Origin of the sequence: Nonomuraea sp. NPDC048916 (genome assembly GCF_040649575.1) — a bacterium.
Classification (GTDB): domain Bacteria; phylum Actinomycetota; class Actinomycetes; order Streptosporangiales; family Streptosporangiaceae; genus Nonomuraea.
The window spans coordinates 1-22,125 of the sequence record NZ_JBEZFS010000040.1 but is presented as its reverse complement, the minus strand read 5'-3'; the positions used below and the strand labels follow the sequence as shown (position 1 = coordinate 22,125).

Annotated in this window: 24 protein-coding genes and 1 pseudogene; 12 read left to right on the top strand and 13 right to left on the bottom strand. The window is 70.5% G+C overall.

Translation table 11 applies throughout. The annotated features are described in order from the left end of the window. Positions 1-459 precede the first annotated feature (459 nt). Genes AB0C16_RS32570 through AB0C16_RS32560 form a run of 3 tightly spaced genes read right to left on the bottom strand, consistent with a single transcriptional unit; the run spans position 460 to position 3,526 of the window. The gene (locus AB0C16_RS32570; RefSeq protein ID WP_357688592.1) at positions 460-2,250 is read right to left on the bottom strand and encodes an FtsX-like permease family protein; all 1,791 of its coding nucleotides are present in this window, start codon (positions 2,248-2,250) and stop codon (positions 460-462) included. A gap of 5 nt (positions 2,251-2,255) precedes the next feature. Then, a complete protein-coding gene (locus tag AB0C16_RS32565) occupies positions 2,256-2,996 on the bottom strand; it encodes an ABC transporter ATP-binding protein (protein ID WP_357688590.1) in 741 nt (246 codons plus the stop codon). Then, entirely contained in the window at positions 2,993-3,526 is a 534-nt protein-coding gene (locus AB0C16_RS32560) for a PadR family transcriptional regulator (RefSeq protein WP_357688588.1), read from the bottom strand. Before AB0C16_RS32560 ends, AB0C16_RS32565 begins: the two co-directional genes overlap by 4 nt. Positions 3,527-3,612: 86 nt before the next feature. Between AB0C16_RS32560 and AB0C16_RS32555 the strand changes: the two genes are divergently transcribed. The 6 genes and pseudogenes from AB0C16_RS32555 (at position 3,613) to AB0C16_RS32530 (ending at position 7,211) form a co-directional block, all read left to right on the top strand. After that, positions 3,613-4,221, top strand: coding sequence for a recombinase family protein (locus AB0C16_RS32555; protein WP_357688586.1), 609 nt, complete (start codon positions 3,613-3,615; stop codon positions 4,219-4,221). Continuing rightward, positions 4,211-4,639 (top strand): MarR family transcriptional regulator, encoded by a 429-nt coding sequence (locus AB0C16_RS32550; RefSeq protein ID WP_357688584.1) that lies wholly within the window; start codon positions 4,211-4,213, stop codon positions 4,637-4,639. Before AB0C16_RS32555 ends, AB0C16_RS32550 begins: the two co-directional genes overlap by 11 nt. Further along, positions 4,629-5,153, top strand: a complete 525-nt coding sequence (locus AB0C16_RS32545) for a hypothetical protein (RefSeq protein WP_357688582.1) — start codon at positions 4,629-4,631, stop codon at positions 5,151-5,153. Before AB0C16_RS32550 ends, AB0C16_RS32545 begins: the two co-directional genes overlap by 11 nt. A 159-nt stretch (positions 5,154-5,312) precedes the next feature. After that, positions 5,313-6,431 carry a beta-eliminating lyase-related protein gene (locus tag AB0C16_RS32540; protein WP_357688580.1) on the top strand — a complete coding sequence of 373 codons (1,119 nt, stop codon included), beginning with the start codon at positions 5,313-5,315 and terminating at the stop codon, positions 6,429-6,431. 238 nt (positions 6,432-6,669) lie between these two features. After that, a pseudogene (locus tag AB0C16_RS32535) lies at positions 6,670-6,882 on the top strand (hypothetical protein); the annotation flags it as partial. Positions 6,883-6,905: 23 nt separating this feature from the next. Next, positions 6,906-7,211: a hypothetical protein gene (locus AB0C16_RS32530; RefSeq protein ID WP_357688697.1), complete on the top strand. Its 306-nt coding sequence runs from the start codon at positions 6,906-6,908 to the stop codon at positions 7,209-7,211. Positions 7,212-7,408: 197 nt separating this feature from the next. Here AB0C16_RS32530 and AB0C16_RS32525 read toward each other — a convergent pair whose 3' ends face one another. From AB0C16_RS32525 to AB0C16_RS32515, 3 genes are read right to left on the bottom strand one after another with little or no spacing between them, the layout of a single operon-like run. Beyond that, positions 7,409-8,362: an NAD(P)-dependent alcohol dehydrogenase gene (locus AB0C16_RS32525; RefSeq protein ID WP_357688578.1), complete on the bottom strand. Its 954-nt coding sequence runs from the start codon at positions 8,360-8,362 to the stop codon at positions 7,409-7,411. Further along, positions 8,359-8,562 (bottom strand): helix-turn-helix transcriptional regulator, encoded by a 204-nt coding sequence (locus tag AB0C16_RS32520; protein WP_357688695.1) that lies wholly within the window; start codon positions 8,560-8,562, stop codon positions 8,359-8,361. Before AB0C16_RS32520 ends, AB0C16_RS32525 begins: the two co-directional genes overlap by 4 nt. 23 nt (positions 8,563-8,585) lie before the next feature. Further along, positions 8,586-9,017 carry a hypothetical protein gene (locus AB0C16_RS32515; RefSeq protein ID WP_357688576.1) on the bottom strand — a complete coding sequence of 144 codons (432 nt, stop codon included), beginning with the start codon at positions 9,015-9,017 and terminating at the stop codon, positions 8,586-8,588. 736 nt (positions 9,018-9,753) lie between these two features. On the opposite strand from AB0C16_RS32515, the gene AB0C16_RS32510 reads away from it, so the two are divergent. Both AB0C16_RS32510 and helR read left to right on the top strand, forming a co-directional pair. After that, positions 9,754-10,995: a glycosyltransferase gene (locus AB0C16_RS32510; RefSeq protein WP_357688574.1), complete on the top strand. Its 1,242-nt coding sequence runs from the start codon at positions 9,754-9,756 to the stop codon at positions 10,993-10,995. Between the two features lie 190 nt (positions 10,996-11,185). Then, positions 11,186-13,333, top strand: coding sequence for an RNA polymerase recycling motor ATPase HelR (gene helR / locus AB0C16_RS32505; protein WP_357688572.1), 2,148 nt, complete (start codon positions 11,186-11,188; stop codon positions 13,331-13,333). Positions 13,334-13,590: 257 nt separating this feature from the next. Here helR and AB0C16_RS32500 read toward each other — a convergent pair whose 3' ends face one another. Next, positions 13,591-14,589 (bottom strand): SDR family NAD(P)-dependent oxidoreductase, encoded by a 999-nt coding sequence (locus AB0C16_RS32500; protein WP_357688570.1) that lies wholly within the window; start codon positions 14,587-14,589, stop codon positions 13,591-13,593. Positions 14,590-14,670: 81 nt separating this feature from the next. On the opposite strand from AB0C16_RS32500, the gene AB0C16_RS32495 reads away from it, so the two are divergent. Further along, a complete protein-coding gene (locus AB0C16_RS32495) occupies positions 14,671-15,273 on the top strand; it encodes a helix-turn-helix domain-containing protein (protein WP_357688568.1) in 603 nt (200 codons plus the stop codon). Positions 15,274-15,339: 66 nt separating this feature from the next. Here the strand turns inward: AB0C16_RS32495 and AB0C16_RS32490 are convergent, their stop codons facing one another. Together AB0C16_RS32490 and AB0C16_RS32485 are read right to left on the bottom strand one after the other, a co-directional pair. After that, a complete protein-coding gene (locus AB0C16_RS32490; RefSeq protein WP_357688566.1) occupies positions 15,340-15,552 on the bottom strand; it encodes a hypothetical protein in 213 nt (70 codons plus the stop codon). 37 nt (positions 15,553-15,589) lie between these two features. Beyond that, positions 15,590-16,345: an SDR family oxidoreductase gene (locus AB0C16_RS32485; protein WP_357688564.1), complete on the bottom strand. Its 756-nt coding sequence runs from the start codon at positions 16,343-16,345 to the stop codon at positions 15,590-15,592. Positions 16,346-16,622: 277 nt separating this feature from the next. Here AB0C16_RS32485 and AB0C16_RS32480 point away from each other — a divergent pair, with 277 nt between their 5' ends. Both AB0C16_RS32480 and AB0C16_RS32475 read left to right on the top strand, forming a co-directional pair. Then, the gene (locus AB0C16_RS32480) at positions 16,623-17,174 is read left to right on the top strand and encodes a YciI family protein (protein ID WP_357688562.1); all 552 of its coding nucleotides are present in this window, start codon (positions 16,623-16,625) and stop codon (positions 17,172-17,174) included. Between the two features lie 264 nt (positions 17,175-17,438). Next, the gene (locus tag AB0C16_RS32475; RefSeq protein ID WP_357688560.1) at positions 17,439-17,831 is read left to right on the top strand and encodes a hypothetical protein; all 393 of its coding nucleotides are present in this window, start codon (positions 17,439-17,441) and stop codon (positions 17,829-17,831) included. Here the strand turns inward: AB0C16_RS32475 and AB0C16_RS32470 are convergent. From AB0C16_RS32470 to AB0C16_RS32460, 3 genes are all read right to left on the bottom strand, one after another. Continuing rightward, positions 17,797-18,558 carry a pentapeptide repeat-containing protein gene (locus tag AB0C16_RS32470; RefSeq protein ID WP_357688558.1) on the bottom strand — a complete coding sequence of 254 codons (762 nt, stop codon included), beginning with the start codon at positions 18,556-18,558 and terminating at the stop codon, positions 17,797-17,799. The two genes, AB0C16_RS32475 and AB0C16_RS32470, sit on opposite strands and share 35 nt — an antisense overlap. Positions 18,559-19,048: 490 nt before the next feature. Next, positions 19,049-19,828 (bottom strand): ABC transporter permease, encoded by a 780-nt coding sequence (locus tag AB0C16_RS32465; protein WP_357688556.1) that lies wholly within the window; start codon positions 19,826-19,828, stop codon positions 19,049-19,051. Further along, a complete protein-coding gene (locus AB0C16_RS32460; protein WP_357688554.1) occupies positions 19,821-20,825 on the bottom strand; it encodes an ABC transporter ATP-binding protein in 1,005 nt (334 codons plus the stop codon). Before AB0C16_RS32460 ends, AB0C16_RS32465 begins: the two co-directional genes overlap by 8 nt. A 232-nt stretch (positions 20,826-21,057) precedes the next feature. On the opposite strand from AB0C16_RS32460, the gene AB0C16_RS32455 reads away from it, so the two are divergent. Beyond that, positions 21,058-21,594 (top strand): hypothetical protein, encoded by a 537-nt coding sequence (locus tag AB0C16_RS32455; protein WP_357688552.1) that lies wholly within the window; start codon positions 21,058-21,060, stop codon positions 21,592-21,594. Between the two features lie 91 nt (positions 21,595-21,685). Here AB0C16_RS32455 and AB0C16_RS32450 read toward each other — a convergent pair. Continuing rightward, a partial coding sequence (locus AB0C16_RS32450) for a nitroreductase family deazaflavin-dependent oxidoreductase (protein ID WP_357688550.1) occupies positions 21,686-22,125 on the bottom strand: 440 nt, incomplete at its 5' end.

The window sequence follows — 22,125 nt, the reverse complement described above, 5'->3', positions numbered from 1 at the left end:
GCCGGATCCGGGCTTCCGACGGTGGCCACTTCGGGTGCGCTCTGGAGAGACCGCCACCCGCCCATCAGGGCCTCGGCTGGTGCTCCTGGCCGGCCGAGCGTGCGGAAACCCTCCGATGCGGACAGCCGCCATCGCTGGAACCGGTGCCCCGCGGCGCGGCGCCCGAGTCCTGCGCCATGGAGAACGCCTGGACGATTGCCTGGGGCGCGCCGTCACCAGGTCTGTCCTGGGAGACACCCATCCGCGGGGCTCCCCCGTGTCCGCCATGAATCGCCGAGCGCCGGCGGCGTGAGATGCCACTTTGTGATTCCTTTCCGTCGATCAAATCGATTCATTCAGACGCCGGTGGGCCGGTCGCCCGTCGGCAAACGCTGGTGAGGCGGATGAGGTCTCTGCGGGGTTGTGCGGGCCTCGGTCCGCTGAGCGCCGCTGCTGCCGGCGCCTGTTGAGCGGGGCCGGTCACGCTGTTTCGGCGCTGAGGGTCTGCGCCACGGGTCGGCGGGCCGCCAGGCATGCGGGCAGGGCGGTGAGTGCCGCCGTCGCCAGGAGAGTCGCGAGTGCGGCGCCGAGCAGCCAGGAGGAGGGGGGTTCCGCCGAATTCTCGGCGGCGAAGAGCGAGAGCAGGCCGATGCCCAGGGGGACGCCGATGATGGCGCCGGCCAGCGCGGGCAGGAGCTGGGCGGTGGACAGTCCCGCGGTGATCTGCCCGGGGGTGGCGCCGAGCGTACGTGCGATGGCCATGTTCGCCCGGGCCTCCATGGCAGTGGTCCAGGTGAACGTGAGGGTGTTCACGACGGCGAGGGCGATCACCAGGATGGTGACGGCGAGCATCAGCCGGCGGTCGTGCTCGCCGCGCAGGTTGGGCAGGACGGAGGAGCCATCCAGGCCGTAGCCCCTCTCCTGCTGGGCGTAGAGGGTCAGCAGGGCGACGATCGCGATCACCGTGGTGGCGGTGGAGCACGCCTGCAGCACGGCGCGGCCCGGCCGACGGGCGGTCAGCCGCAGCCCGAGCAGGAGCGGCGTGGGCAGCAGCGCGGACAGCGCGGTGAGCCAGGGTCGGTGACGGGGCTGGTGCGCGGTGGCGGTCAGCGCCGTGACGGTCGCCGTACGCATGGCCCGCAGCGTGGGACGCAGCGTGGACAGCACCGCCACCGCCACGGCGAGGACGGTCGCCGCCGCGACGGTGGCGCCGGTCAGCCCGGCGGCGTCGCCGATCCGGCTGGCGGTCGGACTGGCGATGGCGGGCACGGCCAGGCGGGCGATCACCAGCCCCAGCGCGTCGCCGGCCAGCGCCAGCGCCAGGTACTCGGCGAGCAGGACGGTGGCGATCAGATTCGGGGTGGCGCCGACGGCCTTGAGCAGCCCGGCTCGGCGCGTCTGCTCGGCGGCGCGTCCCGCGGCCAGCGCCGCCACTCCGGTGATGGCCAGGAAGCTGAGCAGCCAGCTACCGACGACCAGGATCGGCTGGCTGTTCTGGAGGATGACCATGTCCTGTTCGGCTTTGAACTGCCAGGAGTGGAAGATCACCGTGGCGGCCGAGAGGTGGTGGGCGTCGATGAAGGCCTCGGTGGCGGCGGGGTCGCGCAGCTTGAGGTCCAGAGCCAAGGTCACCGGGAGATCTTGGGACGACGCCAGTGTCCGGGCATCTGATCGGGTCATCCAAGCCAGGCCGCTGTAGTCGCTCCCCCCGCCGTACGGGCCGATCTGCGCCGCCCAGGGGTAGATGGAGGTGGCCGCGGTGACGGCGATCCCGACGACGGGGTACGACCGGCCGGCGATGGCGACGCGGTCGCCGACGCCGACGCCCAGCGCGGTGGCGAAGCCGCGTTCGAGCACCGTGCCGCCGGGACGTACCCAATGCCCCGAGGTCACCAGCGGCCGGTTGACCGTGCCGGGCTTCTCGGCGAAGCCGTGCACCACCACGGGGGACGAGGTGGAATCGCGCGTGGTGAGGTCGGCGTAGACGATGCGATAGGGGCCATGGTGGGCGACTACTTCGGGAGCGTCCGCCAGCGAGGCCAGGGCCGAGGTCACGGCGGGGCCCGTGTCGCCGGAGAGTGCCACCACGTCCGGCCCGGCGGTGGCCGCCCGGGTCTGCTCGTACAGCGCGTCGCTCATGCCGCGCAGGGATAAGCCCAGGGTCATCGTGGCGGTGGCCACGGTGACCGCGAGCAGGAGCATCGCGGCCTGGACCTTGTGCCGGCGCACGTCGGCCAGCACCAGGCGCACGACGAGCACGATGGAGCCCATGACGTTCAGCCCTCCAGCCCGATCAGCCCGCCGAGCCCGCGCGGGTGGGAGCCGGCCAGCCGGGTGTCGTCGACGAACATCCCGTCGCGCATCGAGACCAGCCGGTCCGCCGTGGCCGCCACCCGCTCGTCATGCGTGACGATCACGAAGGTCTGTCCCGCCGAACGCAGTTCCTCGAAGATCCTCAGTACATCGAGGGTCGCCGCGGTGTCGAGGTTGCCGGTCGGCTCGTCGGCCAGGACGACCAGCGGGTCGTTGGCCAGCGCGCGGGCGATGGCGACCCGCTGGCGTTGACCGCCCGACAGTTGCGACGGCAGGTGCCGGGCGCGGTCGGCGAGCCCGACCCGTTCCAGCAGCAGGCTCGCGCGCCGCCTGGCCTGGCGGCGCGAGCGCCCGGCCAGCAGCGCGGGCAACTCCACGTTCTCGGCCGCCGACAACTCCTCCACCAGATGGAAGGCCTGGAAGACGAACCCCACCGACCGGCGCCGCATGCGCGCCAGAGCCCGCTCGCTCAGCGTGTCGATGCGCCGCCCGGCCACCCACACCTCTCCATCGGTAGGCCGCTCCAGTCCCCCCAGCAGGTGCAGCAGAGTGGATTTCCCGCAGCCACTGGGACCCATCACCGCCAGCATCTGTCCCTGAGGCACCTCCAGATCGACCTCGTCCACCGCGCGGACCCGGCTCTGCCCCTGACCATGCGTCTTCTTCAGGCCGCAGGCCCGGACCGCGGCACTTGACACGTTCATCGACCCTCAACTTCGTCATCGACCTTGGACCAGGCCCGCTCACAGGCATCCAGCCAGCGCAGGTCCGCCTGCAACCGCAGCACAACCCCTTCCAGCAGCAGGCCGGCGCCCGACCCCGCCGGCTCGGCCAGCGCCGCCTGCTGCGCCTCACGCAAGCGGCGCAGCAACTCACGGCGCTGCGCCACCACCAGCTCCACCGGGTCGGCCAGCCGGGCCGCGGCAGCAGCGGCGAGCTTGAGATGAAACTCCGCCAGGTCCGGTTTCGGCCAGCCCACCTCGGCCAGCCAGGCGGCCACCCGCTGCTGCCCGGCCGACGTCAGCGCGTAGACCTTGCGCTCCGGCCGCTCGGGCAGGCCGTCCGCCCGCTCACCGACAACGAGCCCCGCTCGCTCCAACCGGGCCAACGTCACATAGATCTGACCGCGATTCATCGACTCGCCCAGCGGGCCAAGACTGCGCCGCAGCCGAGCGTGCAAGTGGTACCCGTGCGACGGCTCCTTGGCGAGCATCGCCAGCACTGCGTCCTGCACTCCATCCCCCTAACGGTTAGCCAATAGATAGCGGTTACCTATGGGAGGTGTCAAAACGCTAGAACGCTCCTGCGGAGCTGGCGGCCGTGGCCAAGCCGATTCGGGTGGGGTATGCCCGGTGCAGCACAGTTCAGCAGGAGCTGCAAAGCCGGCTCGACGCGCTGCGCGAGGCGGGCTGCGACCCGATCTCCTCTGAAAAGATCAGCACGCGGGTAAAGGTGCGACTGGAGTTCGCCAAGGCGATGGAGTACGCGCGCACCATCAAGAGTGCCGTGCAGCACCAGCGGGTGATCTTTACCGTGCACGAGACGAAGCGTCTGAGCCGCGGCGCCGCCGAGCTGCTCACCGTCGCCGAGGACCTGCGTCGTCACGACATCGAGCTGGAGTTGCTGACCGGCCCGCTGCAAGGCGTCTATGACCCGTCCGGGCACGGAGCCGCCCTGTTCGCCATCTTCGCCGGGATGGCCGAGTCCGAGCGGGAGTACGTCCGGGGGAAGTCGCTGGAGGGACAGGCGGCGGCCCGGGAGCGGGGTCGGCACGGTGGCCGGCTGCCGGGCCCAGTTCGGTCACCCGCCTTCGGTTCAAGCCTTGCGCGAACCCTCCAAACCGCTCCGCTTGGGGGATCGACGCGCAGCCGCCGCCATCTGGTTGTATCGCACAACGAGATGGTTGTAGGGTCGAACCATGGCGGATGAGGGTGAACTTCAGGAAGCCGTGGGCCGGTTCATCCGGGCCTTCGGCCTCCATCAGCCTGACCAGACCCCTTGCGGGCGGCCGATACCGGTATCGGAGGCGCACGCGCTGGGTGAGCTGGCCAGGGATGGCGCGCTGCGGCAAAGCGAGCTGACCCAGCGGCTGCGCCTGGAGAAGAGCACCACGAGCCGCCTGGTCGGCCAGCTCGTCAACCGGGGCTGGGCCGAGCGCACCCCGGCCCCGGACGACGGGCGCGGCGTGCTGGTCCAGCTCACTCCCGCCGGAATCAACGCCGCCACGCAACTGGCCAAGGCCAGGGCGGCCCGCTTTTCCGCGATTTTGGACCGTGTCCCAGAAAGGGAACGCGCCGGTGTCCTGCACGCCCTGGAAATCCTCACGGAGGCAACAGATGATCCTTAAGAAGCGACGCATCCCGCTGCTGCCGGCCAGCCTGGCGGTGATCGCCGCCGCCTTGGCCGGGTACACGCTGGGCGGCCAGAACGGCCAGAGCGAGGCTCAGGCGCTGGCCGCCCGCCAGGCCGAGGTCGCGGCCAAGAGCCGGCAGGTGATGCCGTTCGACCTGGAACGCACCACGCACCGCTTCACCAAGACGGCCACCGGCGGCCTGCAGACCGTCACCTCTAACGACCCCGCCGACGCCCGGCAGGTCACGCTCATCCGCCGGCACCTGACCGAGGAGGCCGTGGGCTTCAGCAAGGGCGACTACGGCGACCCCGCGTCCATTCACGGCGGCCAGATGCCCGGCCTGCGCGAACTCGAGGCGGGCCATGACCGGATCGACATCCGCTACGCGCAGGCTCCCGCCGGCGCCCAGATCACCTACACCACCTCCGACCCGGCCCTGATCAAGGCGCTGCACGCCTGGTTCGACGCCCAGGTCACCGACCATGGGCAGCACGCCGAACACGGATGACTCCCTCCGCCCCACGTTGCCCTGATCTTCCTGAACCGTCGCTCCGCTCACCACCGGCCCATCGCCAAATCCACCGGACCAGCAGTTTCCCGATATACCCAACCCCCGTAAGGTTCTCTCTATTGTTGCGCATCGGTCGCAATAACGAAGGAGTTTTTCATGCCTGACACCAGCCCGCCGGTACGGCGGTCCCTGTTCCTGCACGCGCCGATCCGGCGCAGGCCACGCGTGATGCTGGAGCAGATGCTGGCCCTGGTGGATGACAGCACCCCGGCCGACGGCCCCGAAGGGCCCGTCGCGGTGCTGGAGCGGCGGCTGGCCGAGCTGCTCGGCAAGGAAAGCGCGCTGTTCTTCCCCAGCGGCACGATGGCCCAGCAGACCGCATTGCGCGTGCACGCCGACCGGCGCGGCCGGCGCACGTTCGCCGCCCACCCGCAATCGCATCTGGACGTGTGGGAGGAGCAGGGCTACAACGCCGTCCACGCCCTGCGGATGCGCCGCACCGGCGACCTGCACGAGCTGATGACGGCCGCAGACCTGGCGGCGATCGGCGAGCCGCTGGCGGCGGTCGTGTGGGAACTGCCGCAGCGCGACATCGGCGGCCTGCTGCCCGCATGGGACGATCTGTGCGAGCAGGTCGCGCTGGTGCGCGCCACCGGCGCGGCCGCGCACCTGGACGGCGCCCGGCTGTGGGAGGCCCAGAGCTACTACCGGCGGCCGTTCGACGAGATCGCCGCCCTGTTCGACACCGTCTACGTCTCCCTCTACAAGAGCCTGCAGGGTGTGCGCGGCGCCGTACTCGCCTCCGATGCGGCCACCGTGGAGGTGGCAAGAGTGTGGCGGCAACGGCTCGGCGGCGGCATCCGCGACGCCTGGCCGCTCGCCCTGGCCGCGCTGGTCCACCTCGACACCCTGGCCGAGCAGATGCCCGCCTACCGCGAGCACGCCATCGCCATCGCGGCCGCGATCAACGCCGACGGCGCCGCCCGCGCCTGCCCCGACCCACCGCAGACCCCGCTGTTCCACATCCACCTGCCCGCCGACCGGCGCGCCGTCGAGCGGGCCGGCCAGGCGATCCTCGCCGAGCACGGCATCCAGCTCTGGGGGAGGGTACGCTCCGCGTCCGATCCCGGCCGTTGCGCCTTCGAGGTCAGCGTCGGCGAGAACGCCATGGAGTTCGCCCCCGACGAGGTGGTCGCCCTCATTCACGACCTGCTCGCCCGCGCCGCCCCCGCCGCTTCCGTGCCATCGGGGGGTTCGGCCGCCCGCCCCGCATGAGCGCCCGCGTGGCGCATCAGGCACACGTGTGCCGCCTTATGCCCAACCCGGGTACTGTATCCGGCTGGAGAGGGCCAGGCGGAACGACACAACAAGACGCCGCTCGGCGCGCTACTCACCACCTCTGAAGAGGCCTCATTCCCGTGTCATTCACCGATAGCGGCCCCACTCGACGGGCCAGCCCAGCAGACTGGCTCGGGCTCACGGGGCTGCGAACGACCATCTGCTGACTGGGCAGATGTGCGGCGACCTGGACGCTCTGCTGGTGCCCGACCCGGCGGTGGGGATGGCACGGCTGACATGGCTGACGCGGCCGGCGACGGACGCGACGTCGTCGTCGGTGAAGCTGAGCGTGGAGAAGCTGGAGTTCCTCAACAAGGGCGAGTCCCTGCACGCGCTGCGCCGGGACCTGCACTACGCCCAGCAGGGCACCATCGTCCGCCCCCACCTGCAAGGCCAGACCGAGCAGGCCTGGTGCCTGACCCTGCTGACCAACTCGGTGATCTGCTGGAGACCGAGTACTACTCCAAGGCGATCGCCGCGCTGCGCGCTCAAGGCCGCGACGTCCCCGACGAGCTCTTGTCGTTCGTCGCGCCCGGCCACAGCGAGAACATCAACTTCTTCGGCATGATCGACGTCGATATCGAGGCCAAGCTGGCCAAGCTCGACGGCGGGTGGCGGCCACTGCGCCCCACGCAGGTCACCGAGTCCGGCACCTCGTTCATGCTCACCCCTGGATTGCCCCCAAGCAGCACGCGACGGGCCGGTGACCTCGGTTGAGTGCCGAGGTCGCGGGGCTTGATCGACAACGGAACGGCCAGTGGCGATAGCGAGCCGACGCGGGCAGGGTTACCAACCGGTGCGTTCCCGGCGCCCTCGCGACCAACTATCGGCAGTCACCTCGGGGCTGTCGACCGTCATCGGATGCACCTCTCTGCCAAGACTCGCCGCAGGACATCGATCCCGGCGCCCCGGGGTCACTCAACCGTGATGACGAGCTTTCCGGGCGCGTTGCCCGCCGCCAGGTCACCCACCGCGGTGGAGGCCTCCGCCAGGGAGTACGTGCGCCCGACGGCCGGTCGCACGGCCCCGGCCTCGATGAGGTCGCGCAGCGCGTCCAGGTCGGCGGTGCGGGTCAGCGCGATCAGCGCGTCCAGGCGCTGGCGCGTGAACGGGATGATCAGCCGGACGGCCAGCAGCCGGCCGAGCCCGCCGAACCACCGACCGCCGCCCTCGCCGCCGACGATGACGAGCCGGCCGCGCTCGGTGAGCAGCCCGCGCAACAAGGCCAGCGGCCGGATGCCCGCGATGTCGATGATCAGATCGTACGTCCCGGTGAGCGGCTCGCGCGTGTAGTCGATGACGGCCCGGGCGCCCAGCGACCGGACAAGGTCGGCCTTGGCTGTGCTGCACACGGCGGTGACCTGGGCGCCGCCGGCGACCGCGAGTTGCGTCGCGAAGCTGCCCACTCCGCCGCCGGCGCCGATGACCAGCACCTTCTCGCCGGCGGTGACCTGGCCGACGGCCCGCAACGCGGTCACCCCTGACACGGGTACGGCCGCCGCTTCGGTGAAGCTCAAGTTGGCGGGCTTGCGGGCGAGCTTGCCCGGGCGGGCGAGCGCGAACTGCGCGTACGCGCCGGTCGCCGCGCCGTACACCTCATCGCCGGGGCGAAACGCGGTCACGTTGGCGCCGACGGACTCCACGACGCCGGCCACGTCCATGCCCGGCACGCGGTTGCGGGGCCGGCGCAGGCCGAAGCCGAGGCGGCCGATGAGCGGCAGCCCGGTCATGACGTGCCACACGCCGTAGTCGACGCCGGCCGCGTGCACCCGGATCAGCACATCGTCGGCACCGGGCGTCGGCATCGGGACCTCGCCGAGGCTCAGCACGTGCGGCGGGCCGTACTCCTCCTGGACGATCGCCCTCATGAGAAGTCTCCTTCGGTGTCGGGGTACTGGAAGACGTCGTCGAGTCCGACCCGGAACACCCGGGCGATGCGGAACGCCATCTCCAGCGAGGGGGAGTAGCGACCCTGTTCGATCGCGATGATGGTCTGGCGAGTGACGCCGACCCGGTCGGCCAGCTCGGCCTGGGTCATCTCGCCGTGCGCGAACCGCAGGGCCCGGATCGCGTTGGTGACCCGCGTCGGCTTCACCACGTCTGGAAGCCGCCCTTGCGGTACGCCATGATCTTGGCAAACGAGCTGAGCCCCGAGGACAGCACGAACGCCAGATAGACGGCGTTGGCGATCCAGAAGTAGCGCAACTCGGCGATGGCCATGACCAGTGCGGCGAGCGCGCCGATGACGACGATCGACTGCCCGATGCGCTCACTGACCTGGTTGATCTCACGGTCGCGCTCGTCAGTGCGGTCGGCGCCGTGGCCGCCCGCGATAGCCATCGCGATGTGGGCCACGATCGCGGCGACGATGGCGCCACCGATGGTCCACAGCAGAGTTCCCGCGTAGGCGACGTCGGCGAGCGGGCCGTCGCCGACCCGGCCCAGGATGGTCACCACGTAGATCGTGTACGCGCCGACGGAGACCACGATCATCACCCAGGCGCGCTTTTCCTCGAAGGCCATGCCCGCTCCTCATGTAAAACAAAGCTGACATCAACCAATGTAAAACACCCCGGACATCGTGTCAAAGTTTATTTACATGCATGACCGGCGACGCCATAGCGCCCGGCGCGGTGTTGCTGGCCCGCCCTTATCGGAAGAGCCGCAGGATCCGGTTCGCGCCGCTGGGCGGCACCCTCGCCGCCGCCCAGCGGCAGACGCTGGTCTTCCAGGCCCTCGCAGGCCCACGGCCAGGCACCGCTCGCGGTCTTCGTGCTGGTCCTGTCGGCAGTGCGCCCTTTCGACCATGCCCGATGACGAACCCCCGTCTACGCCCCAGCGAGTCCGCCAGCCGCCCGCCGAGCAACAGCGGCCCACCGAACGCCAGGCCATAGGCGGAGCTGACCAGCACCAGCCCCGTCTCGCCTCGGTGCAGATCCCGCTGGATGGCGGGCGGCGGCCCGGGCGGGTAGCACCGCCGCGCGGGACCATCTCGCCGAACAAGCGGCCCGGCTGCGCCGCGGGTGACCCGACGGCTTCCGGGACAGTGCCGGCCACGGCCCAGAGGCTGAAGGAGAACCTCGCCGCTATGGCGGGCAGGCTCGAGCGTTGTCCGTCCGCAGCGGAGATGAGGGGAAAGGGGGGTATCCGCTCCTTTCCACTTTCAACCTATAGCGCACCGGGGGGCTTGCGGCAAGACCCGGGTCGTGCCGCAGAATCGTCAGCCGAGGCCAGAGCCTGCGAAAACGGGGGATGCGAAATGCGGGTGTTGTTGTCGACGTACGGGTCGCGCGGGGACGTCGAGCCGTTGGTCGGGCTCGCGGTGCGGTTGCGGGAACTCGGCGCGGAGGTGCGGGTGTGCGCGCCGCCGGACGAGGACTTCGCGCAGCGGTTGGCCGGTGTCGGCGTGCCGATGGTGCCCTTCGGCCCGTCGGCGCGCGCGCTGACGACCGCGGCGCCGCCGCCGTCGCCGGCGGACCTGCCCCGGCGCGCGGCCGAGTTGATCGCCGGCCAGTTCGACGCGGTCACCGCGGCGGCCGAGGGCTGTGACGTGCTGGTGGCGACCGGCGTGATGCCGGCCGCGGCCGGCGCGCGGTCGGTGGCCGAGAGACTGGGCATCCGCTCCGTGTCCGTGACCTTCCAGCAGCTCACCCTGCCGTCGCCGCACCACGCGCCGCTGGCGTATCAGGGCCGGCCGTTCCCGCCGGACGTGACCGACAACCGGACGCTGTGGGACCTGGACGCCCAGAGCATCAACGCGCTGTTCGGTGAGGCGCTCAACACCAACCGGGCGGCCATCGGCCTGCCCCCGGTGGTCAACGTTCGCGACTACGTCATCGGCGACCGGCCGTGGCTGGCGACGGACCCGACTCTGGACCCGTGGCGGGAGACGCCGGGCCTCGACGTCGTGCAGACCGGCGCGTGGATCCTGCCCGACGTTCGCCCGCTCCCGGCCGAGTTGGTGACGTTCCTGGACGCCGGCGCACCACCGGTGTACGTGGGCTTCGGCAGCATGCCCATGCGCGCGTCGACGGACGCCGCCCAGGTGGCCATCGAGGCGATCCGAGCGCAGGGCCGCCGCGCGCTGGTCGCCCGCGGCTGGGCCGACCTGGCCCTGATCGACGACCGGGACGACTGCTTCGTCGTCGGCGAGGTCAACCAGCAGGCACTGTTCGGCCGGGTGGCCGCCGTCGTGCACCACGGCGGCGCGGGCACGACGACGACGGCCACCCGGGCCGGCGCGCCCCAGGTGGTGGTACCCCAGGCGGCGGATCAGCCCTACTGGGCCGGCCGGGTGGCCGACCTGGGCATCGGCGCGGCACATGACGGTCCGACTCCGACCTTCGAGTCCCTGTCAGCCGCGCTCGAAACGGCCCTGACCCCCGAGACCCGCGCACGAGCGACCGCCGTGGCCGCCACGATCCGCACAGATGGGACGATGGTGGCCGCGAAGCTGCTGCTCGACGCGGTCAGCCGAGAAAGGCCGCCCGTGTCCGCGTGAACCACGCGGGATCGTCGAGCCAGGACCCAGAACACGCGAACCTGCGAACCCTGGCGACCTGAACCGACAACGGCCACGGGATCCACGTCAGGCGGAGCGCTGCCCGTCATGGCCACCAGGTTCGTCACGTCGGTCCAGACGCCTTGCCATGCGCAATGGCCGCAAGCGACCTCAGATCGGAGCTTACGACGTGAACCCGCTGACTACCAGCGCGTTTGACCTTCCCGACCACCTCTCCCCCAAGGCCGGCCCGACGCTGATCGCCGGCGATGAGCAGCACTTCGCGGCCATCGCGGAGAGCCTTGAGCAGTCGATCGCCGACCTGTCCGACCGCCTCGATGCCGAGCGCAAGGCGCCCGGTGGCATAGGCCGGCAGGCGATGGACCGGGACCTGGAGGTCCACCGGCTGACCGCTCGCCTGCGCGCCCTGCGTCGTTTCGGTTTGGACCTGTGCCTCGGGCACATGGTCAGCGCAGACAACCTCGAGCCCGTGTACGTCGGACGACTTGGCCTCACGGACAGCGCGGGTCGCCGGCTGCTGCTCGACTGGCGCTCCCCCGCGGCCGAGCCGTTCTTCGGAGCCACCCACGCCAACCCGATGGGTCTGGCAAGCCGCCGCAGGTATCGCTGGACCCGCGGCCGGATCAGCGACTACTGGGACGAGGTGTTCACCCCGGACGGGTTCGAAGGGCACGCCGCGCTCGACGACCAGTCCGCCTTCATCGCCAGCCTGGGCGGCAACCGGTCGGGACGGATGCGAGACGTGCTCGGCACCATCCAGGCCGACCAGGACGCCATCATCCGCGCGGGATCCCGGGGTGCTCTCGTCGTCGACGGCGGTCCGGGTACGGGGAAGACCGTCGTCGCCCTGCACCGCTCCGCCTACCTCCTCTACTCCGATCCTCGCCTCGGTCACCGCCGGGGCGGCGTGCTGTTCGTCGGGCCGCACCAGCCCTACCTGGCCTACGTCGCCGACGTCCTGCCCAGCCTCGGGGAGGAGGGCGTGCAGACCTGCACCCTGCGAGACCTCGTCGTCGAGGGCGCCGCGGCGGCGATCGAGGCCGACCCGAACGTGGCCCGCCTGAAGTCGTCCGCGAACCTGGTGAAGGCGATCGAGCCGGCCGTCAGGTTCTACGAGAACCCGCCCACCAAGGGGATGACGGTCACGACCCCCTGGTCCGACATCTGGCTGAGCGCCGACGATTGGGCCGAGGCGTTCGAAGCGCCGGAACCCGGCACTCCGCACAACGAGGCGCGCGACCAGATCTGGGACGAGCTGCTCACGATCCTGGTGGACAAGCACGACGGCGAGGCCTCGGCTGACCTGCTCCGCAAGTCGCTGCTGCGGAACAGGGAGCTGCTCACGACCGTCAACCGCGCGTGGCCGCTGATCGAGGCGGCCGACCTCGTCGGAGACCTGTGGTCGGTGCCCGCCTACCTGCGGTTGTGCGCTCCCTGGCTCAGTCCTGATGACGTACGGCAACTGCAGCGCGAGAACGCCCAGGCCTGGACGGTGTCCGACCTGCCGCTCCTGGACGCAGCACGGCAGCGGCTCGGCGACCCGGAGGCGTCGCGACGTAAGCGCCGCCGTGAAGCCTCTGTCGCCGCCGAACGCGAGCGCATGGCCAGGGTCGTCGACAACCTGCTTGAGGCCGATGACGACGGTGAAGGTGTGGTGACGATGCTCCGCGGACAGGACATACGGGACGCCCTGGTCGACGAATCCGCGTCGCCCGGCACCGAACCGGACCTGCTCGCCGGCCCGTTCGCGCACATCGTCGTGGACGAGGCTCAGGAACTGACCGACGCGGAGTGGCAGATGTTGCTGCTCCGGTGCCCGTCCCGGAGCTTCACCATCGTCGGGGATCGTGCCCAGGCCAGGCACGGGTTCACGGAGTCGTGGCAGGAACGGCTCGAGCGGATCGGGCTCGACCGGATCAACCTGGCCTCCCTGAGCATCAACTACCGGACGCCGGAAGAAATCATGGCGGAAGCCGAGCCGGTCATCCGGGCCGTGCTCCCCGACGCCAACGTGCCGACCTCCATCCGCAGCGGCGACGTCCCCGTCGTCCACGGATCTGTTTCGGATCTGAGCTCGATCCTCGACAGCTGGCTCGCCGCACATGCCGACGGGATCGCCTGCGTCATCGGCGATCCCACATTCCAGACGACGTCCCGCGTCCGGTCGCTGACCCCGGAGCTGTCGAAGGGGCTCGAGTTCGACCTGGTCGTCCTCATCGACCCAGAGGCGTTCGGCAAGGGCATCGAAGGAGCGGTCGACCGCTATGTCGCCATGACCCGAGCGACCGGGCAACTCGTCATCCTCACGAGCTCCTGACGTCGGCCAGGGTGAGCCCGGGATCGTGGCGCGGGGCGCGAACGGCAAGCCGCTGGGTGGATGGCGTTTGAAGTCTGCGGGTCCGCATCTTCCGTCGATACTGCTCCCTGACCTGCCAGAACCGCAACCGTGCGCGCCTTCCGGGCAAACCTGCGCGCTGAGGCGGGCAGGCTGAGCCATGCCCTCCAGTGATGTGCCCACCACCATGAGCAAGGCGCCGCCCACGAGCGCGACGACCCCGACCATGCGCCGTCGCGTCACGCGGAGGCCGTGACGGACTGGCCTCCCTGATCCAGCAGGGCGTTGATCATTTCCTGGAGCTGGGCGCGTCCCACGGTGCCGAGCGCGCCGGTCAGGGCTTGGGCGAGCTTGTCGAAGGGGTCGTCCATCGGCAGCTCTTTCACCTTCTCGGCCAGCTCCTCCACGCTCCATGGCCCGTCCTTGTGGATGTGGCTGCCGAGGGACCAGCCGTGGTTGACCGCGACCCTCCCGCCTCGCACCGACAGCACCTGGCCGGTGAGCGGGCAGGCTGAACTGGCCAGGTAGGCGGCAACAGGCGCGCTGGCAGCCGGGTGCAGGGGGTCGAACCGGGACGCCGGCGGTTCCTGGCTCATGCCGGGGACGCCGAGGGTGAGCCTGGTGCGGGCCATCGAGGGCGAGACGCAGTTGACCCGCACGCCGTAGCGGGCCAGCTCGAGGGCGGCCACGACGGTCAGCGCCGCGACCCCCGCGTTGCCCGCCGCGTAGGAGACCTGTGCGGGCAGCGGGTTGAGCAGTCCGGAGCCGGAGGAGGTGTTGACGACGGCGCGGTCGGCGAGCACGCCTGCCGAGAACCGGTCGCGCCAGTGGCGGGCCGCCCAGCGCGTCACCGCGAAGGTGCCCTTCAGCTTGACGGCCAGGACGTCATCGAAGTCCTCCTCCGACAGGTCGGTCAGGCCCATGTTCCGTTCGATGGTCGCGTTGTTGACCACTACGTGCAGGTCGCCGAAGGACCGCAGGGCGGTCTCCACCATGCGGCGGGCGCCGTCCCAGTCGGCGACGCTGTCGGTGTTGGCCACGGCCTGCCCGCCGCGCGCAGCGATCTCCTCGACGACCTCCGCCGCCACGCCGGCGTCGCCGCCCGTGCCGTCGATGGCGACACCGGGGTCGTTGACGACGACCTTGGCGCCCTCGGCGGCGAAGAACAGCGCCTCCTCCCTCCCGATGCCGCGCCCTGCTCCGGTGATGAGGACGACACGTCCGTCCAGACTTCCCATGATGACCACCCTTCAGCGACTACAGTCTCTGTAGTTATTCATTGTATGCATCAATTCGGAAGATGAACTAAACTGACGTGCATGGTGGAGAAACATGGACTGCGGGAGCGTAAGAAGCAGCGCACCCGGCAGGCACTGATCGAGGCGGCGGTGCGCCTGTTCGAGGACAGGGGCTACGACCGCGTGACCGTGGCCGAGATCGCCGACGCCGCGGAGGTGTCCCCTCGCACCTTCTTCCTCCACTTTCAGGCCAAGGAGGACGTGCTCTTGGCCAACACCGACGTGCGCATCGATCTGGCACTGCAGGCGATCGCCGAGCGCCGCGCCGAGGAACCTCTGCCTGAGGTGTTGGTGCGGGCGATGGACCACATGATCGCCAACACCTGGGAGCATGACCTGCCCAGCGGGCTCGCGGCACTTCGGGCACGGCTGGTGGCCTCGGTGCCGGCGTTGCAGGCCCGGTTGCTGCAGCGATACCTCACCGCGCAGGCCGAGCTGGCCCAGGCGCTGCAGCGGGCATTCCCCGGCAGACTCGACACGATCACCGCCTCCGCCCTGGTCGGCGCGATGGTGGGCGCGGTCAGCGCGTCCGCGCTGACCGCGCTGCAGCGCGGCGACGGACCCGACGAGGTACGGAACGCCATGCGGCAGGCCATGGCCTTGGTGGCGCGATCCGTCACCTGACCGACAGCAGCCGCCGTAGTGTCCTCGGGGAGGGGCCACCTCGCCGGCTCCGAGGGAGTCCCGGAGTCAGCGGCTCATGGCGGTCTCCCGCGCCACACGCGACAGCTTCTCGGGGTTGCGCACGTAGTAGAGGCCAGTGACCAGGCCGTTCTCGACCCGCACCGCCGCGACACCGTCGATCTCCCCGTTGAGCCGGATGAGCAGGGCCGGGCCGCCATTGATCTGTACCGGCTCGAGCGACATCGTGGCGCCGACCTTGTCCAAGGCGACGGCCCACAAGCGGGCCACCTTGTGATGAAGTCCGGGCCAGGGCGCGCTACTTCTTGGCGGCCGTTCGGCCGGGCCAGTCGCGGTAACGGATCCGGCCCAGGGTGGCGCCGCCACCCGGCACCAGCGTCCGCTCGCCCACCTCGCTGCCGAAGTAGCGCGCGTGCACATCGGTGACCACCTCGCGCGGATCGCCCCAGCCGGCCAGCACGTCGCGGAAGAACTCGTCCATCCGGAACTGCTCGGGCCCGGCGATCTCGATCCTGCCGTTCAACGGCGAGCCCACCGAGACTCTGCCGACCGCCTGCGCGACCTCATCGCCGGCGATGGGCTGGAAGAGCACGGGCGCCATCCGCACCGTGTCGCCTTCCGTGGCCTCATCGGCGATGCTCCGGACGAACTCGAAGAACTGGGTCGCGTGCACGAGCGAGAACGGGATCGACGACTTCTCGATCAGCTTCTCCTGGGCGATCTTCGCCCGGAAGTAGCCGTTCTCCGGCAGCCGCTCCGTCCCCACCACCGACATCGCGACGTGGTGACCGACCCCGGCCGCCGCCTCCGCCGCGAGCAGGTTGCGAGTGGAGGTCTCGAAGAACTCCAGCACCGCCCTTTCCTCGAACGACGGGGAGTTCGACACGTCGACCACCACCTGCGCGTCCGTCAGCACCTCGGCCAGTCCTTGGCCGGTGAGGGTGTTGACGCCGGTGCGCGGCGACGCCGCCACCGCTTCGTGACCGTCCTCACCCAGCTTCGCCACCAGCTTCGAGCCGATCAGGCCGGTCCCGCCGACTACGACGATCTTCATGACAACACCTTCCTGTTTCGCCGGGGCACCCCCCGTGCCGGCCGGTCGCCAGCTAAGACAGGGCGGCTTCCGGGCTTGTGACAGTTGCCGCGAAATTCTTTCCCCGGGCTCTGACGCTCATGGCCAAGTCCCGTCACGGGAAGGCCGAGAACGTGCGCCGCTACGTCAACCCCTCCCCAAGCGACGGCCGAGGTCACCAGGCTGTCGGCGCCGGGCGATATCCGTAGGTGAATCCCGGCTTGATCAGGAGCGGGCATGGTGATCGAGATAATGGACCATGGAGTTCTTCTGCTACCACCGCGACCGGCCCGGCTCGATGGCATCACGCCATGAGTTGCTGCAAGAACACTGGTCCTACATGGACCAGTACGCCGCGGAGATGATCGCTCGCGGCCCGACCCTCGGCGGTGACGGCGACACGCCTACCGGCAGCGTGCATATCGTCGATCTGCCCGACCCCGCCGCTGCCCGCGCGTTCGCCTTCGACGAGCCCAACTATCAGGCCGGCGTGTACCGGGACGTGCTGCTGCGCCGGTGGCGCAACGTGTTGGGGCGTACCATGTGGGACTTCTCTGGCGGTAGGACCGGTGGCAACCGGTATCTGGTGCTCGGCCTCGGTTCGGGGCAGGCCGCCGACCTTGCCGTGCCGGCCAATCAGGACGAACTGATCGCGTACGGGCCGCTGCTGTCCGACGACGGCGAAACCTGGCTGGGCACGGCGGTGCTGGTCCGGGCACCGGACACGGACACGGCACGCGCCACCTTGACCCCGGACCGGTACGCCGACATCGAGGTGCACAACTGGCAGTTCGGCGGGCGGGCGTCATGACCCAAGGATCTCCAGGCCGTCATGGTCGGCTGCGTCGGTGAAACGAGAGCCAGATGTCGGTCTCGGTGTGAGCCGCGCCGCGTCTCTCTGACCGCTCCCATGTCGGTCAGTTCGGGAGCCGCTCTGGTCTTCCTCGTCGACGGCATAGGCGGCAGCCGCCGAGGACGACCAGGGACCGCCATTGCGCCGGCCGGTCCGCCGGAGTGGCTCCCGAACTCACCAACACCGCCCTGCGGCCGGGCTTGATCGATAAGGTGATCGGCCATGGGCGTTCTGGTCGACTACTTCACCGCGGACTCCGAGCAACTGGCCCGGCAAGCTCTGTCCAACGGGCCGGAAGCCGTGCGCCTGCCTTACGTTGATTGCAAGGGGTGGATCAACGAGCTCGACACCCTGGTCGCCGAGCTCAGCGGGCGCGACCTCAGCGAGCTCGGCGACAGCGAGGTGGTCGTGGACGACGGCGAGGCGGCGGGGGTGGAGCGGATGCCACCGGAGGTCGTCGCCGCGCTGGCTGGTGTGGACGACACGCGGTTGCGCGAGTATGCCGAGGACGAGCTGCTCGAGGCGTATGAGGTCGAACGCATCACCGCCCTGCGGGACCTGGCGCGCGAGGCGGGGCGGCTCAGTCAGGGGATGTATCGCTGGTCGTGCGTCTGAAGGCGGCGAACAGTTCCTCACGCATCGCGGGCGGCAGCTTGCGGCCCATCTGCGCCGGGCTCACCAGGGCCTGATCGTCGTTCCATTCGCGGGCCGTGCCGGCGAGGAACCCCAGCGCGAAGCGGGCCTCCTCCCGGTGCCGCTCGTCCGGCCAACTGTCGACCAGCGGCAGCACCGTCCTCGCCCGCTCGGTGACTCGGTCGACAAGCGCGTAGCCGGGCAGGCCGGGGAAGCGCTGGACCCGCAGATCGATGTGGCGGAAGGAAACGTCGTCGAGCTCGGCGGCAGTGAAGTCGTTGCCGGTGAAGTCATTGTGGTCTCTGCCCAGTACGGCCTGGTCACGGTCGGCCGGGCGGCCCCAGAAGTTGATGCTCCGCACGCGGCCGAGAAAGACGCAGCCGACGAACTCGGCCTCGAAGGTGGCCGTCTGCTCCCGCAGCCGAGATCGGTCGAACACGCACCGCTCAAACCGCACGTTGCCGAAGAAGGTTCGCTCCGCGAAGCGGGTGCGGCGGAAGGTGCAGTCGCGGAAGACGGTCTGTGGCCACGTGGCACCGTCCCACTTCTCTGCTCCGATGCCAGTGCTGCCCATCAACAGCTGATCGAAGGCGGCGCCGGAGAAGTCGCATCCGTCGAACTCGCTGCCGTGTGCGTTGAAGCCGGCGAACCGCGTCGCGGTGAAGTCCACGTTCACCAGCCGTGCCCGGTCGAAGATGAGGTCGGTCACGCCGATGGGTAATGCGAAGCGCTGGTCACAGAGCTCTCCGCGAGCGATCCTCGCACCCGGCCACTTCTCGTGGCCCGGCTGGAGGGTGAACCGCTCAAAAGTATTCACGTCAGGCGCCTGAAAGTACGAGATTCATGTGCGGAGTATCGCGTTCGGTCCCGACAAAACCCTCCTCGGATCACTGTTGCCTGCAGGCGGAGGCATCGTCAGGGGGCTTGGTCCGAGATCTTCGGCACGACAGGCAGATCCAGGGCCTGACATAGATCGCGAGCCCGCATGGGCCGACCGGCAGGACGCCGTGAAGAGGCGCGTGAAGGAACTCACACTCCGGCCGAAGGCCCCTCGATGAGCTGATCGAGCAGAACTACGACCTGATGATCAAGGATGATCGAGTAAGCGGCGGCGATCAAGCAGAACACCGCCTCCACCGAGGCGATCCCGGAGGGGCGTGACGGCCGCGCTTCCCGTGGGCAGCCGCGGCTGCGGCGCGTCATCGGGTGTGGTCAGCGCGGTTCCACCAGACGGCGGTCGTGACGGCGCCGGCCGCGCCGGTGGCCGCGACCAGCACAAGGCCGACGAGGCCGGGCGGGTCCTGGTCGGGGCCGGCGATCCCGGCGAACAGGCCGGGCACCGACCAGGGGAAGACGACGCCGTAGCCGAGCGCCGCGATGACCTGGGCGGCGAACACGAGGGCGAACAGGACGCCGACGGCGGCCAGGTAGCCGCGGCCGATGCTGGCGGCCAGGGCCAGCGGCGTGGTGGTCAGCGCGGCCAGCGCGGCCGCGGCCACGATGCGTCCGGCACCCTCGATCGCGATCGGCGCCGACCAGCCGGGCAGGGCCAGCGAGGCGCCGATCAGCAGGCCGAGCCCGGCGAGCAGGAGGGCCAGCAGCAGCGCCCAGATCGCGGCGACGGTGAACTTGGCGGCCACGATGGCGGCGCGGGAAGTGGGCAGGGCGAGCAGGTCGGTGGCGGTGTGGTCGCTGAACTCGCGGCCGAACAGCCAGATGGCGATCAGCCCGTAGATGCCCAGGCCGCCCACCGCGACGGCCTGAGCGAGCAGGGCGAGATAGCCGGGCCAGTCGGCGCTGGCGCCGGAGAGCTGGGCCTTGCCGCCGAGCAGGCCGAACGCCCGGGCGCGGGCGGGGTCGGCCAGGATGAACATGAACATCCCGCACACCAGCGCGGCCACGGTGAACGCCAGCGCGGTGATCCAGGGCAGGCGGCTTCGCCGCACCTTCAGCGTCTCCGCCCACAGCGCCTCACGCATCCCCGGCCCCTGTTTCAGCCCGTGTTTCAGTCCGTGTTTCAGTCTCTGTGTCGGCATCGGGCGCGGTTCGCGGTCCGACCGTGCGGAGGAAGAAGGCTTCGAGGTCCTCTTCCTCCAGGTGGAGCTCGGCAGGCGGCACCCCGCCGAGTACGAGGACGGTGGCGACCCGCTCCGGCTGGGCCAGGGCGCGCTCGTCGGTGAGCAGCAGGCCGGCCGGCGCGGCGGGTTCGGGGTGGTAGCCGTGGGCGCGGAGCACCGCGTGGGCGATGGCGTCGTCGCGGGTGGCCAGGCGCAGGTGGCGGCGACGGTGCCGGTCCAGGTCGCCGGCGTCGTGTTCGCCGATCAAGCGGCCGTCGTGCAGGATGCCGATGCGGGTGGCCAGGCGGGCGACCTCGGCCAGCAGGTGGCTGGACAGGAACACGGTGGTGCCGTGCTGGTGGGCCAGGTCGGCGAGCAGAGCGCGGATCTCGGCGACGCCGGCGGGGTCCAGGCCGTTGACGGGCTCGTCGAGGATGAGCAGGCCGGGGGCGTGCAGCAGGGCCTTGGCCAGGGCCAGGCGCTGCAGGTTGCCGAGCGACAGGGTGCGGGCGCGGCGGTCGGCGTAGGGGGTGAGCGCCAGCCGTTCGATGATGTCGTCGGCGGTGCCGGGCAGGCGGCGCAGCCGGCGGACCACATCCAGGTTCTCGCGCACGGTCAGCTCGGGGTAGGCGGCGGCCGCCTCCACCAGGCAGCCCACTTTCGCCCAGGCGGAGCGGTCGCCGGCTGAGACATCGGCGCCCAGGACGCGCACCGTCCCGGCGGTGGGTGCGATCATGCCGAGCAGCAGGCGGATCAGGGTCGTCTTGCCGGCGCCGTTGAGGCCCAGCAGGGCATAGATCTGCCCCTGCCCGACGTGCAGGGTGACGTCGTCGACGGCCGGCACGTCGCGATAGCGCCTGCCGAGGTGGACGGTCTCGATGACCGGCGTCGCCGCGCCGCGGAGTGGATGCGCGGTCATGGCCGGGGACGCAGGCCCGGATACGGCGTCATCAGGTTTCGGGGGTGCACGGGCACATCCTTCACTCGATGCGAAGTGGACGTGCCGACCAGGCTTCCCGGCTCACCTGGTGACCACCCTATCCCTATCGGCCCGCGCCGGCCTTTCCGGCTGTGGCGATCGGCAGAGCAGGCCGCACCGACGACATCTGGCGCGTGACCTGATCGACGTCTGCACGCGCCACACTGGGAGGATGACGTCACGTCCTTTGCTCGCGCTGCTGGCGCTGACCGTGCTGTCCGGCTGCGGTTCCGGCTCGGCGCTGAGCCAGGCCGTGATCGACCAGGCCACCCGGCAGGGCGTGGCACCCGACCTGATGTACGTGGTGGACCTGCCCGGATACGAGCTGGCCGACCAGTCGGTGGGCGCGGTCAACGAGGAGGGGTTCGGCGCCTTCTACACCGCGCCTGACGGCAGGCAGGTGGAGATGCGGGTCGACCGAGGGCCCTACACGTGTGCCGGCACGTGCGAACGGGACGGCCACGGCTGGTACACCGAGCACGAGGGCCGGCAGGAGTACGTCGCGGTGCGTGCCGACCATTATGTCCGGCTGGTCTGCCCCGCCGGGCAGGTGGACCGGGCCGTGCTGAAGCAGGCCGCGGAGGGCGCCCGGCCGGCCCTCGGCGACGGGACGGGGACGCCTGCTCCTCCGCCGAGCCCGGTCGAGCGCGGCGACCTTCCCGAGAACGGCGACGGCGCCCCGATCCAGCCCACCGGCCCCGGCGGCTGAGACCGCGCGAGCCGCCGCGATCCCGGCATGTCACGCGCGATGTGAGCAGCACGCCGAGCACGGCTGGACCACTGCCCCAGATCCGCTGCGGTCACCGCGGGGTGAGCCGGATCACCGGGTATTCGCGCTCCGATTTGCTCTGGTATTTCGCGATGCGGGGCTGGGCGGCGGCGATGCGCTGCCAGGCCTGCTCACGGTCGGCGCCGTCGAGCCGGTGCGGCGTCACCGGCACGGCGTCGCGGCCGGGCAGTTCGATCGACGCCCGGTCGGGATGCGCCATCAGGTTGACGTGCCAGTCCGGGTGCCGGCTCCCACCGCCCGACGCGACGATCAGCCAGGCGTCCTCACCGTCGCCGAACCACGCCACAGGCGTCTCCCGCGGCTGCCCGCTTCGGCGGCCCACCGTGTTCAGGATCAGCACGTCCATGCCCATGAAGCCGCCGCGGCCGTGCCGGATTTTGCGGTTCATCCGGGCGTTCATTTTCTGCTGCATCCACCGTGAGAACGCCCCGGGCGTACCGGGCTTGCGCT